Annotated in this window: 14 protein-coding genes and 2 pseudogenes; 9 read left to right on the top strand and 7 right to left on the bottom strand. The window is 56.8% G+C overall.

Annotation, left to right across the window (positions count from 1 at the left end):
• Window positions 1-227: 227 nt before the first annotated feature.
• The 4 genes from ftsE to JCM17844_RS04070 are packed head-to-tail and all read left to right on the top strand — an operon-like array spanning window position 228 to window position 3,441.
• Window positions 228-920, top strand: coding sequence for a cell division ATP-binding protein FtsE (ftsE, locus tag JCM17844_RS04085; RefSeq protein ID WP_149999902.1), 693 nt, complete (start codon window positions 228-230; stop codon window positions 918-920).
• The gene (locus tag JCM17844_RS04080) at window positions 917-1,795 is read left to right on the top strand and encodes a cell division protein FtsX (protein WP_149999787.1); all 879 of its coding nucleotides are present in this window, start codon (window positions 917-919) and stop codon (window positions 1,793-1,795) included. Before ftsE ends, JCM17844_RS04080 begins: the two co-directional genes overlap by 4 nt.
• On the top strand, window positions 1,795-2,376 hold the full coding sequence (locus JCM17844_RS04075) for a YdcF family protein (protein WP_149999786.1): 582 nt from the start codon (window positions 1,795-1,797) through the stop codon (window positions 2,374-2,376). Before JCM17844_RS04080 ends, JCM17844_RS04075 begins: the two co-directional genes overlap by 1 nt.
• Window positions 2,377-2,394: 18 nt before the next feature.
• Entirely contained in the window at window positions 2,395-3,441 is a 1,047-nt protein-coding gene (locus tag JCM17844_RS04070; RefSeq protein WP_210431324.1) for a DUF2125 domain-containing protein, read from the top strand.
• Window positions 3,442-3,457: 16 nt separating this feature from the next.
• Here JCM17844_RS04070 and hisC read toward each other — a convergent pair whose 3' ends face one another.
• On the bottom strand, window positions 3,458-4,576 hold the full coding sequence (gene hisC / locus JCM17844_RS04065) for a histidinol-phosphate transaminase (protein WP_149999784.1): 1,119 nt from the start codon (window positions 4,574-4,576) through the stop codon (window positions 3,458-3,460).
• A gap of 159 nt (window positions 4,577-4,735) precedes the next feature.
• Between hisC and JCM17844_RS14355 the strand changes: the two genes are divergently transcribed.
• From JCM17844_RS14355 to JCM17844_RS14345, 3 genes are read left to right on the top strand one after another with little or no spacing between them, the layout of a single operon-like run.
• On the top strand, window positions 4,736-5,425 hold the full coding sequence (locus JCM17844_RS14355; protein ID WP_210431323.1) for an alpha/beta fold hydrolase: 690 nt from the start codon (window positions 4,736-4,738) through the stop codon (window positions 5,423-5,425).
• On the top strand, window positions 5,410-5,586 hold the full coding sequence (locus JCM17844_RS14350) for a hypothetical protein (RefSeq protein WP_210431322.1): 177 nt from the start codon (window positions 5,410-5,412) through the stop codon (window positions 5,584-5,586). The genes JCM17844_RS14355 and JCM17844_RS14350 overlap by 16 nt, the downstream gene beginning before the upstream one ends.
• Window positions 5,553-5,885, top strand: a complete 333-nt coding sequence (locus JCM17844_RS14345) for an alpha/beta hydrolase family protein (protein ID WP_210431321.1) — start codon at window positions 5,553-5,555, stop codon at window positions 5,883-5,885. Before JCM17844_RS14350 ends, JCM17844_RS14345 begins: the two co-directional genes overlap by 34 nt.
• Here the strand turns inward: JCM17844_RS14345 and JCM17844_RS04055 are convergent.
• The 5 genes and pseudogenes from JCM17844_RS04055 to JCM17844_RS04035 form a co-directional block, all read right to left on the bottom strand.
• The gene (locus JCM17844_RS04055) at window positions 5,799-6,659 is read right to left on the bottom strand and encodes a class I SAM-dependent methyltransferase (protein WP_149999783.1); all 861 of its coding nucleotides are present in this window, start codon (window positions 6,657-6,659) and stop codon (window positions 5,799-5,801) included. The two genes, JCM17844_RS14345 and JCM17844_RS04055, sit on opposite strands and share 87 nt — an antisense overlap.
• Window positions 6,660-6,765: 106 nt before the next feature.
• Window positions 6,766-8,472, bottom strand: coding sequence for a methyl-accepting chemotaxis protein (locus JCM17844_RS04050; RefSeq protein ID WP_210431320.1), 1,707 nt, complete (start codon window positions 8,470-8,472; stop codon window positions 6,766-6,768).
• Between the two features lie 126 nt (window positions 8,473-8,598).
• Window positions 8,599-9,320, bottom strand: a pseudogene (phbB, locus tag JCM17844_RS16845) (acetoacetyl-CoA reductase).
• A 56-nt stretch (window positions 9,321-9,376) separates the two neighbouring features.
• Window positions 9,377-10,552, bottom strand: a complete 1,176-nt coding sequence (locus JCM17844_RS04040) for an acetyl-CoA C-acetyltransferase (protein ID WP_149999781.1) — start codon at window positions 10,550-10,552, stop codon at window positions 9,377-9,379.
• A gap of 141 nt (window positions 10,553-10,693) precedes the next feature.
• Window positions 10,694-11,767 (bottom strand): alpha/beta fold hydrolase, encoded by a 1,074-nt coding sequence (locus tag JCM17844_RS04035; protein ID WP_149999780.1) that lies wholly within the window; start codon window positions 11,765-11,767, stop codon window positions 10,694-10,696.
• A gap of 237 nt (window positions 11,768-12,004) precedes the next feature.
• Here JCM17844_RS04035 and phaR point away from each other — a divergent pair, with 237 nt between their 5' ends.
• A complete protein-coding gene (phaR, locus tag JCM17844_RS04030) occupies window positions 12,005-12,610 on the top strand; it encodes a polyhydroxyalkanoate synthesis repressor PhaR (RefSeq protein WP_149999779.1) in 606 nt (201 codons plus the stop codon).
• Window positions 12,611-12,655: 45 nt separating this feature from the next.
• Window positions 12,656-13,947, top strand: a pseudogene (locus tag JCM17844_RS04020) (MFS transporter).
• On the opposite strand, the gene JCM17844_RS04015 reads toward JCM17844_RS04020, so the two are convergent.
• Window positions 13,868-14,554 (bottom strand): ABC-type transport auxiliary lipoprotein family protein, encoded by a 687-nt coding sequence (locus JCM17844_RS04015; RefSeq protein ID WP_210431317.1) that lies wholly within the window; start codon window positions 14,552-14,554, stop codon window positions 13,868-13,870. The pseudogene JCM17844_RS04020 and the gene JCM17844_RS04015 sit on opposite strands and share 80 nt — an antisense overlap.
• Window positions 14,555-14,558: the final 4 nt, after the last annotated feature.

The following is a 14,558-nucleotide window of genomic DNA, read 5'->3' as shown; positions in this document are numbered from 1 at the left end:
ACCGATCTTGACCTATATGGGTATCCGTCCGTCTGCGCAAGTTGCCAGCGAAAATCCGCATCATATCTCTATATGATTGTACCCCCCATGTTTGCGGATGCTGGACGGACAGGGAAAGGCTATGCCATGTTATCAGAATGTACAAACCATCCGGTTTGAATGGATTTTGAGTTTTCTGGGTCGGCAAAATCTTGAACAGTCGCAGCGTGAAATTCGAAAATGTCGGCATGCGTTACGGCATGGGTGCAGAGGTTCTGCAAGACATATCCTTTACGCTGGACCCTGGCTCCTTCCATTTCCTCACAGGCCCGTCGGGCGCGGGGAAAACCTCGCTTTTAAAGCTGCTTTATCTGGCCCATCGGCCATCCCGCGGTCTGGTGACCATGTTCGGCGATGATGTCACCTCCGCCCCCCGATCTGCCTTGCCGCGCCTGCGACGCCGCATCGGTGTGGTGTTTCAGGAATATCGCCTGCTCGACCATATGAGCGCCATTGATAATGTGGCCATGCCCTTGCGCATCGCCGGCGGGGCCGATGAAGCAAAAATCCGCGAGCATGTGGAAGAATTGCTGATCTGGGTAGGATTGAAAGACCGGATGCACGCCCGCCCGCCCACATTATCGGGCGGGGAAAAACAACGGGTAGCCATTGCCCGCGCCGTGATCGCCAAGCCTGAGCTTTTACTGGCCGATGAACCCACCGGCAATGTGGACCCCGATATGGCCCGCCGTCTGATGCATTTGTTTGTGGAACTGAACAAATTGGGCACCACCACCGTTGTCGCCACCCATGATCTGGAATTGGTGGAAGAAATGGGCGGCGCGGTGATGCAATTATCGGCAGGGGGGCTGACCCATTCCCCCGCGAGCGAGGGACAGATTCGCAATCCCCACCGCCCCCATAAAGGCCTCACCCCATGAGATTGCGCCGTATCCGCTTTTTACCGGCACGGGCGATTGCAGGCGGTGCGCTGCCTTGGGTAATCGGCACCATGGTCTTTTTATGCGCATTGGCCACCGGCTTTGCTTTCGCCATGAACAATGCGGTAGGCCAGTGGGCCGATCAACTGTCGCAGCAAATCTCGGTGCAGATTGTCACTGTGCATGAACAAGTGCGCGAGGAACAAGCCAGCGCCGCGCTCCAGCTTCTGAACGACCTCCCCGGCATTTCTTTGGCCAGCCGTGTCAGCACCGAAGACAGCGTCAAACTGCTTGAACCCTGGCTGGGGGCGGGAAATGTGACCGCAGATCTGCCGATCCCCATCCTGATCGATGTGGCCATCGACCCCAATCATCATATCGATCTGGATGCCCTGACGGCCCAGGTCCGCACTGTCGCCCCCGATGCCACATTGGACGACCATGAGCGTTGGCTGGACCGCCTGCACATGCTGACCAAAACATTGCAGTCCGTCGCCCTTTTGGTGGTGGTGCTGATCTTGGGGGCCACGGCTGCCATTGCCGCATTCGGCACCCGCGCCGGGCTTGCCAGCCACCGCGCCAGCATCGAAATCATGCACCTGATGGGAGCGACCGATAATCTGATCGCCGGAGAGTTCCGCTATCGCTTCATGCTTCAAGGATTAAAAGGCGGCAGCTTTGGATTGGTAGCGGGGCTATTTATACTGATTTTTGTGGATCATTTTGCGTCCCAATTGGGGCGCGGGCTTGTTCCGGCACTGGATATTTCACTGACGGGCTGGCTGTCTTTGATCGCCCTCCCCGGCTTTGCGGCTTTTTTGACCTTATTGGCCGCCCATCTTACCGTGCGGCGCGAACTGGCAAGGATGCCTTGATGCGATCCCGCTCCTTGCATGTTCGGGCAAAAGCGCATCCCGTAAGGCGGCTTCTCGCGCTTTTCGTCCTCGCCTTGGGCCTGTGGTTTCTTGGATTTATATGGTTCTTCCTGACCATGCCGCAAGAACGGCCTTTTCCAACAGACCGCTCTCTTGGTGGTATCGTGGTGTTTACCGGCAGCGCCGGACGTATTCAGGCCGGTGTGTCTGCCTTGGAAGCCGGATTGGGGGACCGGCTGTTGGTATCGGGCGTCAATGCAGCCCTTGCTCCTTCCGTGATCCGGTCTGCCATTGAAGGCGATCAGGGGCTTGTAACCTGCTGCATCGATCTGGGAAAAGCCGCCCAAAATACCGAAGGCAATGCCAAGGAAGCCATCCAATGGGCGCAGCAACATGGCTATGACGAGATCATGATTATCACCGCCGATTGGCATATGCGCCGCAGCCTTGTGGAATTGAGCCGCCACACCCATTCTCTGACCATTCATGCGGCACCGGTAAAAGGCCATGTGTCAGTGTCGCGGTTGGCCCTTGAATATAGCAAATATCTGGCGGCCTGTTTGCGCGCCGGGCTGGAATGATCCGATGGAGAAATTTTTGTGAAATATCGCCTGCTGATCGGTTCCGTGATCCTTTTGGCTCTGGGCTATGGCGCTTTTTGGCATAGTGCCGCCAATCGCGCGGAAACACTGGTCAAAGAAGGGCTGGACGCGCTGAACGCCGGCCCGACCAAAGCCCGTGCCCAACGGATCGACAGCCAAGGCTTTCCTTACCGCTTACAGATTCGCATTGATCAACCGTTTCTGAGCAATCAAAAAACCGAACTGCAATGGTCTGCTGGTGCCCAACGGCTGATGCTGTTCACCCACCCATGGACCCCCGATCATGTGGTGGCCGAAGGCACAGCGGTGGCCCTTGGCCTTGGGGCGCTTACCCTGTCCGCCCCTGCCCCGAAAGCCAGCGTGGTACGCGGGGGCGGGTTTGCCCGCATCGATGTGGATTTCGGCCCCGTGCACTTGAATGTCCCCAACAGCAAAAACCAGCAGATGACCGCGGACCGAATGCAGCTTCATCTGCGCTTGCCCGATCATAAGGCCGATAGCGAAGCATCAAACGCCGCAACCGAGGCCCCTTCATCCGACGCATTGTTACAAGAAGAACGGGCCGATATTGCCATATCCCTGACCAATCTGGCGCTTGGCCCCTTTGCCGACCAAGCGCCGGACCCGGTGATTTCGCGCCTTGAACTGCATGGGGAATTGCACGGGCGCTTGCCAACACCGGTAACCGCCCGAAGCCTTGCGCAATGGCGCGATCAAGGCGGCACCATCGAAATATCGGATCTGGCCCTGATTTGGGGCACGGTGCGCATCACCGGCGATGGCAGCCTGACACTGGATGAACAGCTGCGTCCCTTGGGGGCTTTAAGCCTTACCATTGAACAACCGGGCCTGTTGATCGCCTATCTTGCGGCCCATGGCTGGATCGACCGTGAAAGCGCCCCTTATTTGCGCGAAGGGATGGAGCAGATTGCCACCATGGGGGATGGACGCGCCATGCGCCTGCCCATCACCATGCAGGATGGCCGCATCTTTGCAGGGCCTTTTCCGGTGGCGGATACAGGGCCAATCGTCGAGGGCCGGTAAGCCCCCGCGATCCTGTTCAGGCTTGGTCTTCAACCGGATAGGATTGGCGATCCATAAAGGCGCGCAGCAATTCGATCACCGCGTGATTTTCCTGTTCGGTGCCGATGGTCAGGCGCAGGCAATCGGCCAAGCCCTGTCCCGGCAACCAGCGCAAGAGATAGCCGCGCTCCGTAAGATATTGATTGGCCTCTTCCGCTGTAAATCCCTGTTCCTGGGGAAAGCGGATCAGCACGAAATTGGTTTGGCTAGGCACCACATCCAGCCCCAAAGCGGCGAGTTGCGCCGTCAGCCATTTGCGCCATTCAATGGTAAAGACGCGGGCTTTTTCCGCATGATCCGGATCACGGACAGCGGCAATAGCGGCTTGTTGGGCGGGCAGATTGGCGTTGAACGGCATACGAATACGGTTCATGGGGTCCAGCAAGGCCGGTTGGCCATAGCCCCAGCCGATACGCAATGCAGCCAAACCATAGAGCTTGGAAAAAGTCCGCGTCATCAGCACATTGCCATGGGCCGCCACAAGATCGGCACCATCGGTGTAATCTTGCGCTTCCACACATTCCGCATAGGCCGCATCATAAACCAGAACGCATGTCTGAGGCAGGCCCGCAATCAAGCGCTCCACTTCGCTTTTCGGAAGATAGGCCCCGGTGGGATTATTGGGATTGTCCAGATAAACCAGACGGGTTTTATCGGTTACTGCTGCCAAAATCCCGTCCACATCCGCCGCCCAGTCTTTATTGGCAACAGCAACCGGCGTCGCGCCAAGCGATTGGGCCACAATGGGATACATCATGAACCCGTAGCGAGAATGGATGATTTCATCGCCGGGCTTCACATAAGCCTGCGCTACCAGATGCAGGATTTCATCGGAACCGGCCCCGCAGATGATCTGTTTGGGATCAAGCCCATGTGCGTCCCCGATGGCGGTTCGCAGATCATGGGAATCGGGATCGGGATATAAATGCAGAGACAAGGCCGAAGCCACCATGGCTTCCACAGCTTTTGGGCTGGCCCCCACAGCGGATTCATTGGAGGATAATTTCACCACCTTGCTGACGCCCGCAGCCTTGGCACGGCCCGCCACATAAGGGGCAAGCGATTCGATCCACGGATTTGGTTTTGGCGTCCCCATGACGGTTCCCCTATTTTTTGATTCTGACCCTTGCTTTTTAGTCGCCCCTTTGATGAAAAGCAAAAGAATGCCACATGCGCCCTTATCGTGTGACATTCTTTCCATTCATTGCAGTCAAATGATTTCCATTGATCGAAAAATGCTCTAGCAAGAACCTGTATGACAGAATTTTCTCCACCATCTCCGCCACCGGGCCATGTGGCCTTGCTGGGCCAAGAGTCTCCCTTACCGCTGGACTGTGGTTCATCTTTGGGGCCGTATCCCCTTGCCTATTCCAGCTATGGCACCCTGAATGCGGACCGATCCAATGTGGTTTTGATCACCCATGCCCTGACCGGCGATCAGGTTGTCACCGGATCGCATCCTGTCACCAAGCGGCCGGGCTGGTGGGAGCGTATGGTGGGGCCGGGCCGTATCATTGATACAGATGCCTATTTCGTGCTCTGTGTGAATGTGTTGGGCGGCTGCATGGGAAGTGCCGGGCCAAGCGCCATAAACCCTGCCACAAATACCGTATGGGGGGCGGATTTCCCGTTTCTCACCATCGCCGATATGGTCCGTGCGCAGGCCGAATTGCTGGATCATCTGGGCATCGACACTTTGTTCATGGCGGTAGGCGGCTCTATGGGCGGGATGCAGGTATTGCAATGGGTCCGCGATTATCCCCAACGGGTTTTTGCAGGCGCAGCCCTTGCCACAGCGGCACGGCACAGCCCACAACAAATCGGCCTTCACAGCATTGGCCGCCGCGCCATTCTATCGGACCCCGATTGGCAAGAGGGGCGCTATCACGGCACCGGCAGATCCCCCACAAAAGGCTGGAGGTCGCGCGGATGTTGGCCCATCTAAGCTACCGCGCACCGGGCGAACTGGACACGCGCTTTGGGCGGGGACTGCAAGACCGCACGCAACCCGCTTACGGGCTTGAACCGGACTATCAGGTGGAAAGCTATCTGCCTATCATGGCCGGCGTTTTGTGGAGCGTTTCGATCCTGCCAGCTATGTGGTGATCACCAAAGCGATGGATTATTTCGATCTGGCCCCCGATGGCGATCTGGCATCCCGGTTCAAAGGAGCGCGCACCCGCATGTTTCTTGGCTCTTATGAAACCGATTGGCTTTATCCCCCGGAGCAAACAAGCGAACTGGCGGATGCCTTTCGCACAGCCGGCCTGCCGGTGTTTGACCGCTGTTATGAAGCCACCACCGGCCATGACAGCTTTTTACTGGACATCCCCGCTTTTGATGCGGATTTTACGCAGTTCATCAAGCTTGCGCACAGGAACGCGGTCTGCCGGTTTAAGATTTGATTGTCCATCGGTGCGCGAAGCCATCGGGGGCACCAGATGCGGCCGTGACGCACGGCTTTTGAAAGTTTCCCGTGCTGCAGTGGATGAGGGAACAGCACGGTAAATCTGTTTTTCCGCCTCCACCATCAGCACCCCCGCCAGACCTTGCATCAGCACCGCGCCGGGGCGTTCCATCAGGGCCAGTCCGCGGCCACGGGAAAAGGGGAGGATGGGCGGCAAAAACAACGCCCGCTGAAGGGCGCAGACCGGCAGCAAATGATTGGCCAAAGTCGCTTCCAGCTGTTGGCTGCTATAGGGTTGTCCGGATCCATAAGGGGTTTGTTCGAAGCCCGACCATAAGCCCCTCCGGCGCGGCACAATGGCGATCATCCGCCCACCGGGGGATAAAATCCGCCACACCTCGCGCAGCAGATCGCGCAACGGATCGGCAACTTCCAGAGCATGCACCAAAATCACCCGGTCAAAGGCTCCATCGGGCAAAGGCAAGTCTTGTTCATCCACCAAGGCGGTGGCGTTGCACCGCGGGCTAGGCCAATGCACCACGCCCTGAGCCGCCGGCATCAAGGCTACAAGACTGGCCGGACCGCTTTGGCCTTGCGCCACAGAATGTTGCAACAGGCGGTCCAGAAAGGGCGGTGTGTAACCAATGCCCGCCACATGCTGCCCGCTTAAATCCGGCCATAATCCCATAATTTTTTGCGAGAGAATATCCGCCGTCGCGCGCCCCAGCGGCCGGTCATAGAAGTTTCGCAATGCGATAACATCAGGTCGCATATGGCACGCCTTCCCAACAGCCCCACATCCGCCCAGTATAGCCCAGACTACCCATAATAGATGCGTCCGTCATAGGCCCCGGTCAAGGCACCGCTTCCAACGTGGCTCAGACCGTTTTCACATTGCTCAGGAACTGGCGGATTTCCTCGTCAAGACTATGGCTCAAACGCGTCACCTGCTCTACCGATGCGCCGATACAACCCACCGATTCGCGCATGGTTTTGGCTTCCAGACCGATATGGGTCAATCGCGTGCTGACTTTGGTGGCATCATCCGCAGCGGAACGGACATTGCCGAAAATCCCCTCCATCAAGCTGGATTGACGATCAATTTCCGCCACCGTTTCCTTGGACAGATTATCGACACGGTCAATAATTTCACCAATCTGGCGCACCGCATCCGAAGCTTTTTGGCTGGAATCTTGAAGGCTTTGAATTCGTGCACCAATATCACCCGTGGCCTTCGCCGTTTGTTGCGCCAGCCCCTTCACTTCATGGGCCACAACGGCAAATCCCCGGCCCGCATCCCCCGCCCGCGCAGCTTCAATGGTGGCGTTCAACGCCAAAAGATTCGTCTTTTCAGCGATTTCATTGATCAATCCGGTGATTGCATTGATCTCGCCCGCCACCGCCACAAAGGCATTCACCGATTGTACCGCAAGCTGCACCCGCTCTGATGCGCCGTTCACTTCTTCATCGGCACGGGATTGGCGTTGCGCAATGGCTTCAATGGCGCGGGACAGATCCGATGCAGCATCGGAGGCCGCCGCCACAGCATTGGCGGCCCGTTCCGACAAAGCCCCGGTATCCGCCATGCCGTCTCCCACTTTGCCCGTGGCCCTATCAATCTCTGCTGCGGTTTCGCGCAGCGTGTTCATGGCGTCGGCCACCAAACCAAGAGTCTTGGCAACATGGGAATCAAACTCCCCGATCAATGCCTGCAAATCCTGCTCACGCTTTAATTGCGCTTGGGTCCTGTCCTGATCTTCCTGACGTTTTTGCTCTGCCGCTTTTTCCCGCTGGGCCAGTGCTTCTTGTTCCAACCGAATACGATCTTCGGCCCGCTGTCGGTTTTCTTCTTCCAATCTGGCGCGCTCTGCTGTCGCCTCTTTGAAATGGTCAAGACTGCGGGCGAAATTTCCAAGTTCATCGGGACGGTTCATATCCGGCACATCCACAGAAAAATCACCTTTCCCCAAATGCTCCACCGCCTCTTCCAGCCGGGTAATTGGCCCGGCAATGGCAAAGGCCGTCCAAATCCCATAAGCCGCGCCTATAGCCCCGGAAATCCAGGTCAGGGTCACCAGAGCAATAACGATACGGCTATTGAGGTCATCCACCGGCTTATCAAGCTGATGGGAATAATCGAAAAACGCATTGGCATAAGGGGCCAGACGATCTTGCAAACGGGCAGACCAGCCCGCGCCGGCTTCATGCCCTGACAAGATCGCCATCATACGGTCGGCAGAAGCCACCGTTGCTTCACAGGCTTTTGTAATTTCTGGCGACCCGGCAAGAGTCAAAAACAGGCTGCTGATGCCACCTTGCATGCGATCAAGGCACGCGGCCCCGCTTTCCTTCACCCGCACGACCGCCGTGCGCACATCTTCTATAGATGTCTTGGCGTCACCTGCCTCCAAGCGTTCCATCGCCTGTGTCACGCTATGGGCGCTTTCCAGATGCTCAAAGGTCAGGCGGTGCAAAATACCGCCATCCTTGAGAATCTGGACCGCCATAAAAACGAGAAAAGAGTAAAAAAGAATGGCGGCGGCAATGACGAACAAGCGGCCACGTACTGTAAAGACAAACTTCATTTCAATCCCCATCCTTGGGGCGGGAGCTGCGTGAAAGACATCACCCCAAGGAGAACAGCCTTGCTGCATGGACTGTTAAGAGAATGTAAATTTGAAGCACTCGGTAATATCAAGAAATTGTGCGCATCAGTACATATGCTGGCCACCATTGATCGAAAGGGTTGAGCCGGTGACAAACCCTGCATCCTTGGAGACAAGAAACAGAACGCCCCGCGCAATTTCCGGTGCTTTTCCAAGTCGTCCCACCGGAATTTTGGCGATGATCTTTTCCAACACCGCTTCGGGAACGGCAGACACCATGTCCGTATCGATATAGCCCGGCGCAATGGCATTCACGGTGATATTTGCCCGCGCCCCTTCTTGTGCCAAAGCTTGGTAAAGCCATGGATTCCCGATTTCGCGGCGGCATAATTCACCTGCCCATATTGCCCCGCCTGCCCGTTGATGGAGCCGATATTGACAATCCGGCCATATTTGCGTTCGCGCATACCACCAAAAACGGCATGGGACATGTTGAAGCACCCGCCCAGATTGACATCTATCACTTCCTGCCACATCTCATGCGTCATTTTATGCATGGTGGTATCGCGGGTGATCCCCGCATTATTGACCAGAACATCAACAGGCCCCAGATCGGTGGCCACCTGCGCGCACCCGGCTTGGCAGGCCTCATAATCGGCCACATCCCATTTATAAACGGAAATGCCTGTTTCTTCATTGAAGCGGCGCGCCCGTTCATCATTTCCGGCATAAATTGCGGCAACCGTGAAGCCATTATCCTTCAACATCGTAGAAATCGCTGCACCAATTCCGCGTGTTCCGCCCGTAACAATTGCAACCTGTGACATCGTTTTCTTCCCCTTTGATCAATTCATAAAAGATCCGGTTGTCCTGTCATGTCCACTCACACCCGCTCCACACACATGGCAATGCCCATGCCGCCGCCAATGCACAAAGTGGCAAGGCCACGCTTGGCATCACGGCGGCCCATTTCATGCAGAAGCGTCACAAGAATACGGCATCCGCTGGCTCCGATGGGGTGCCCGATCGCAATGGCCCCGCCATTCACATTCACTTTATCCGTATCCCAGCCCATATCCTGATTGACGGCACAAGCCTGCGCCGCGAAGGCTTCATTTGATTCGATCAAATCCAGATCCGAGGCTTTCCACCCTGCTTTTTCAAGAGCGGCACGGCTGGCCGGAATCGGGCCGGTCCCCATCAAGGCAGGATCGACCCCCGCCACCGCATAGCTGGCAATCCGGGCCAAAGGCGCAAGACCGCGTGTTTTGGCTTCCTCCGCCGTCATCACCACAACAGCCGCGGCCCCATCATTGATCCCGCTCGCATTGCCTGCCGTTACCGACCCATCTTTTTGAAAGGCCGGGCGTAATTTCGATACCGCTTCAAGGGTGGTCCCCGCCCGTGGATGTTCATCCGTATCCACCACAATATCACCCTTGCGGGTTTTGATGGTGACGGGGGTAATTTCATCCTTGAACTTACCCGCCTTCATGGCCGCTTCCGCCTTTTGCTGGCTGGCCACCGCAAGGGCATCTTGCTGGTCGCGGGAAATCTGCCAGCGCTGGGCCACATTTTCCGCGGTGGTGCCCATATGATAGCCGTTAAAGGCATCCCATAGGCCATCCCGAATCATCGTATCCACAAACGACAAATCACCCATTTTCTGGCCCGAGCGCAAATGCGCCGCATGGGGGGCAAGGCTCATATTTTCCTGACCGCCGGCAATCACCACGGTGCTATCGCCATTACGCACCGCTTGCGCCGCCAGCGCCACGGCCCGCAAGCCGGACCCACAAACCTGATTGATGCCCCAAGCCGGCGTTTCTTTGGGCAAGCCGGCATTCATCGATGCCTGGCGTGCCGGGTTCATCCCCTGTGCCGCGGATAACACCTGCCCCAGAATGACTTCGGACACATCCTCAGGCTTCAGCTTGCTACGTTCAAGAAGAGCGCGGATCACATGCTCCCCCAAATAATGGGCGGGAACAGTGCTCAGCCCGCCATTAAACGCCCCAACGGCTGTGCGGGTGGCGGCGGTAATTACAATGTCAGTCATTTTATCGGCTCCTCGTGTGATCCTTGATGCGCTCCTTTGAAATAAGGGAACCCATCCTGCCATGGTGCCCCACCTTGACACGACTGGACACCGGATCAAAGACCTTGAATCTGCCGATCTGCTGCCCTTGAATTGATTGTCTTAAATGAATGGCTGACTTTTCATCATTGGGCCAACAACCAGCGCGCAAGCGGATCCCACAAATCCACGCGGGCGCGGCGCCCCACCACCATGCCCACATGCCCACTGCCGGGCCGGATCAAGGCATCGCACGTCAAGCCCCCGGCCAGACCAAGCGCACTTGGTGGCGGCACGATCACATCCTGCTTGGGGACAGCGGCAAAAACAGGCAGACGGCACGCCTTTGGTTGCACAAGACGATCCTTCAAAAGCCATCCGCTGACCGGGCATATTCAAGGCGTACCAGTCGCGTAGCACTTCGATGGCCACGGGGCCTGCCAACGGCGGGCCGTTATTGGCCCAATCTTCCAAAGCCACGAACAACTCCGCTTCCGCGCTTTGCGGATCAAGGCGTGAAAAGCGCGTGAATTTCGACAGGCTGGCCGATGGATTAAGTCCTGTGAAAAAGCTTTGAACCAGATCCACCGGCGCGTACCCAAGGCGTTCGATCACCGGCACCAACGACAAGGCCATGGCCGCCAAAGATCGGTGCCGCGCAGCATGGGCATGAAAATCCCATGGCGCTGCCAGCACGGCCAATCTGGAAATATGGCTGCTATCCATCAGACTGGCCGCAAGCGATAAAGTACCGCCCATGCAATAGCCCACCACCGAAATTGGCCTACCAAACACTTCAGCCAAGGCCGTGATGCTTTGGCTGATCCGGTCCACATAATGCGCAAGCCCAAAATGTCGTTCTTCTTCGCCCGGCTGCCCCCAATCCAACAAAAGTGGCGACAAACCCTGCGCACGCAACGCGCCGATCAGGCTGTTTTGCGGCAATAGATCAAGAATATAAGCGGGGTTCACCAAGGACGGCACCAGCAGAACCGGTGGCCCATCCCCGCCATAATCCCGAATATTCATGGTGCCCATGGTCAGGCGGATGGGCATTTGGTGGTCAGGTCGATGAAAAGCATGGCCCCGCCACGCCTCAACCCCTGCAAGGGCCGCGGCCAGTTGTGCGGGCTTGCCTGCCGATGCGCAGATCATATTGCCTAGATGCAACCCGAAAGGATGAGGCCCACGGCGCACGCCTTTGGACCAAAGCCGCCGCGCCCCGCCCCGAAGGCGGTTGATCCGTCGCAGAAAATATAGTGCGGTCTGTTTTGGCCATCCGTTTATGCTGCACTTTTTCCCCAAAATGCTGCACGACACCCGATTTTACGTTGCGCAGCAAAATCTTGTTCGCACCTGCATCAAAATAAGCCTTGCCATTGCGCCCCACAAAAGGCCAGACTTAATCTGGCAAAAACAGGATCATCAGGAAACATGGCTCAAAAGAAACAGGACGCCGATTGCGTCATCATCAAAAAATACGCCAACCGGCGTCTTTATAACACAGAGACATCAAGCTATGTAACGCTGGATCATCTGGCGCAATTGGTGCGCGATGGTCGCGATTTCGTTGTACGTGATGCAAAGTCGGGCGACGACATCACCCGCGCTGTTCTGGCCCAGATCATTTTCGAGCAAGAAAGCCGTGGGCAGGAAATGTTGCCCATTCCCTTTCTGCGCCAGCTCATCGGATTTTATGGCGATCGCCTGCAAAGCATGGTGCCCGGCTATCTCCAAACATCCATGGATGCCTTTTCCCAAAATCAAGAACATATGCGCGCCGCCTTTGAAAACAGCCTGAATCCGGCACAAGCCATGTCCATGCTGGATGAAGCCGCACGAAAAAACATGCAGGTCTTTGAACAGACCTTTAAAATGTTCAATCCTTTCGCCGATAAAACGCCTGCGACTTCTCCGCACGACACCAAAGCGGACTCTCGCTCCGATCAGGCTCCAACCGCATCCGAAGGCAAAATCGATGCTCTGGAAAAACAGCTTGCAGCCATGCAGTCGCAACTGGACGAAATGCGGAAAAAATAACGCCCAGAGCACAGCCAATCCCGTCATAGGGGGCACAGCCTCCCTATGAGCCCGGCTTTTGTTCTTTTACTGTGTCTGTTCATCGACCTTGTCGGCTTTGGCATCATTCTGCCGATCCTGCCCTTCATCGTACAATCCTTCGGTGGAGGAGAGATGACCGGCGGGTTGCTTTTTGGCATCTATGCCGCCATGGCCGCGCTTTTCGGCCCCTTATGGGGGCGGTTGTCCGACCGTATCGGCCGCAAACGCGCTTGATGCTCACGCTTTTCGGGGCCGGGGTTTCCTATGTGCTTTTGGGGCTGGCCCATTCCATGGTCATGGTGTTTGTGGCGCGGGGCATATCAGGGGCCATGGCTGGCAATGTGGGCGTTGCCATGGCGGCCATGGCCGATCTCAGCTCCAACGAAGGCCGCACCCGCGCCATGGGCCTGATCGGCGTCAGCTTCGGGCTGGGCTTTGCCGCAGGGCCGGGCTTGGCCGCGGCGCTGGCATCGTTCTCCCAAACCAATGCCTTGGCCTTATCGGCCTTTGCCGCCGCTATATTATCTTTTACCGCGTGCCTTTTGGCATTTTTGCGCCTTCCCAAACATCTCCGCCGCCCCGACACCAATACAGATACAGAAACGGGAACAGCCACCACCCCCGAAGCACAGCAAAGCGCCGCACCACATTCGGATGAGCAAATCATCCGCTCCAAACGCTTTTTGGCTTTCCTTGATAGTCCGAGAAAGACCCTGTTGCTGATGCAGTTTGTTGTGTCTTCCTCTGCACAGAGCATGGTTTTTTCCATGACCGGCTTTTGGGCCAATGATGTATGGAATTGGAACGAACGGCAGGTGGGCTTCCTGATTATGGCAGTGGGTCTGGTGATTGCTGCGCTTCAGGCCTTTGTCGTCTCACCGCTTGCGGACCGCCTGGGCGAGGTGCGGACCTATCTGGTGGCCTTGTGTTGCTCCATTATTGGATGTTTGATGGTACTCTTGATGCCCACCATTCTGCCGGTCGTTTTGCTGGCCTTCCCTCTGATGATGGGAGGCATGACATTGTCTTTTCCCGTTTTGAACAGCTTGGTTTCGCAACGCAATGAAGCCCATGTACAAGGGGCCGCTTTGGGCCTGGCCAACGGTTTTTCAGCCATTGGACGAGTGATCGGCCCCACATTGGGCGGGGGGTTGATGGCTGCCTTTGGGCCTCGGGCTCCCTTTATGGCAACCATGACCTTTGCCTTCATGGGCGTCGTCTGGGCGCTTTTTGAAATCAGGAACGGTCCAAAGCCGCGTTCTGGGCGTCGTCTTGCCGCCCCAACACTTCGCCAAGCCAAATGGCGAGGTCTTTGACCGCCATATCGGTGGCCGCATTATAGGCGGCAATCACATCCGATGGGCTATCGGACGCAGCCTGACGATCCGCAACCAAATTCCGCTGGCCAATGATTTTCGATGATGTCGCCTCTATGATCATGGCCACCCAATTGACCCGCACAGTCAACCCATCGGCCCGGTCTGCATCCGTTTGGGCTTCAAAATTGCGTACATCCAACCGCAAGCGATAGCCAACCGGCAGGTCGATATTAAAATCGCCCACGGCTTCAAGCCCCGCGCGATTATCAAGGGATCGCGCCACATAGCGCTGGAGCAAACGCGATGTACGCTCTTCCCACCGAGCGACAGCCAGATATTCAAAGCGGTTGGCCCCGCGGCGCACCGCAATGCGTGTGGTATCAAGCGCACCGGAAAGCTGGGGCTCTTCCACAAAGATCAAAGGCGCGCGCTGGTCGTCTTTATCGGCACGGGGCAAGGGCTCAAGCGTGAAAATGGATGGGGGCGGCCCATTTTGCCCCAGATCCACAAGGCCGCCACAGCCCGAAAGCGGCAAGGCCAAAGCAACGGACAAAAGGCTTGAGCGCACAGAACGACGGATAAAACATCCGTTAAAACAACGCATGAAA

The organism is Iodidimonas gelatinilytica (genome assembly GCF_008579125.1).
GTDB classification, from domain to species: Bacteria; Pseudomonadota; Alphaproteobacteria; order Sphingomonadales; family Rhodothalassiaceae; genus Iodidimonas; species Iodidimonas muriae.
The sequence above is the reverse complement of the archived record's forward strand: the minus strand, read 5'-3'. Positions and strand labels throughout refer to the sequence as shown.

Coding starts and splice junctions, on each gene's coding strand:
- hisC (WP_149999784.1), bottom strand. CDS start 4,576: ATGGGGACGCCAAAACCAAATCCGTGGATCGAATCGCTTGCCCCTTAT.
- JCM17844_RS04075 (WP_149999786.1), top strand. CDS start 1,795: ATGCGATCCCGCTCCTTGCATGTTCGGGCAAAAGCGCATCCCGTAAGG.
- JCM17844_RS14355 (WP_210431323.1), top strand. CDS start 4,736: ATGACAGAATTTTCTCCACCATCTCCGCCACCGGGCCATGTGGCCTTG.
- JCM17844_RS04080 (WP_149999787.1), top strand. CDS start 917: ATGAGATTGCGCCGTATCCGCTTTTTACCGGCACGGGCGATTGCAGGC.
- JCM17844_RS04050 (WP_210431320.1), bottom strand. CDS start 8,472: ATGAAGTTTGTCTTTACAGTACGTGGCCGCTTGTTCGTCATTGCCGCC.
- phaR (WP_149999779.1), top strand. CDS start 12,005: ATGGCTCAAAAGAAACAGGACGCCGATTGCGTCATCATCAAAAAATAC.
- ftsE (WP_149999902.1), top strand. CDS start 228: ATGCGTTACGGCATGGGTGCAGAGGTTCTGCAAGACATATCCTTTACG.
- JCM17844_RS04055 (WP_149999783.1), bottom strand. CDS start 6,659: ATGCGACCTGATGTTATCGCATTGCGAAACTTCTATGACCGGCCGCTG.
- JCM17844_RS04015 (WP_210431317.1), bottom strand. CDS start 14,554: ATGCGTTGTTTTAACGGATGTTTTATCCGTCGTTCTGTGCGCTCAAGC.
- JCM17844_RS14350 (WP_210431322.1), top strand. CDS start 5,410: ATGTTGGCCCATCTAAGCTACCGCGCACCGGGCGAACTGGACACGCGC.
- JCM17844_RS04040 (WP_149999781.1), bottom strand. CDS start 10,552: ATGACTGACATTGTAATTACCGCCGCCACCCGCACAGCCGTTGGGGCG.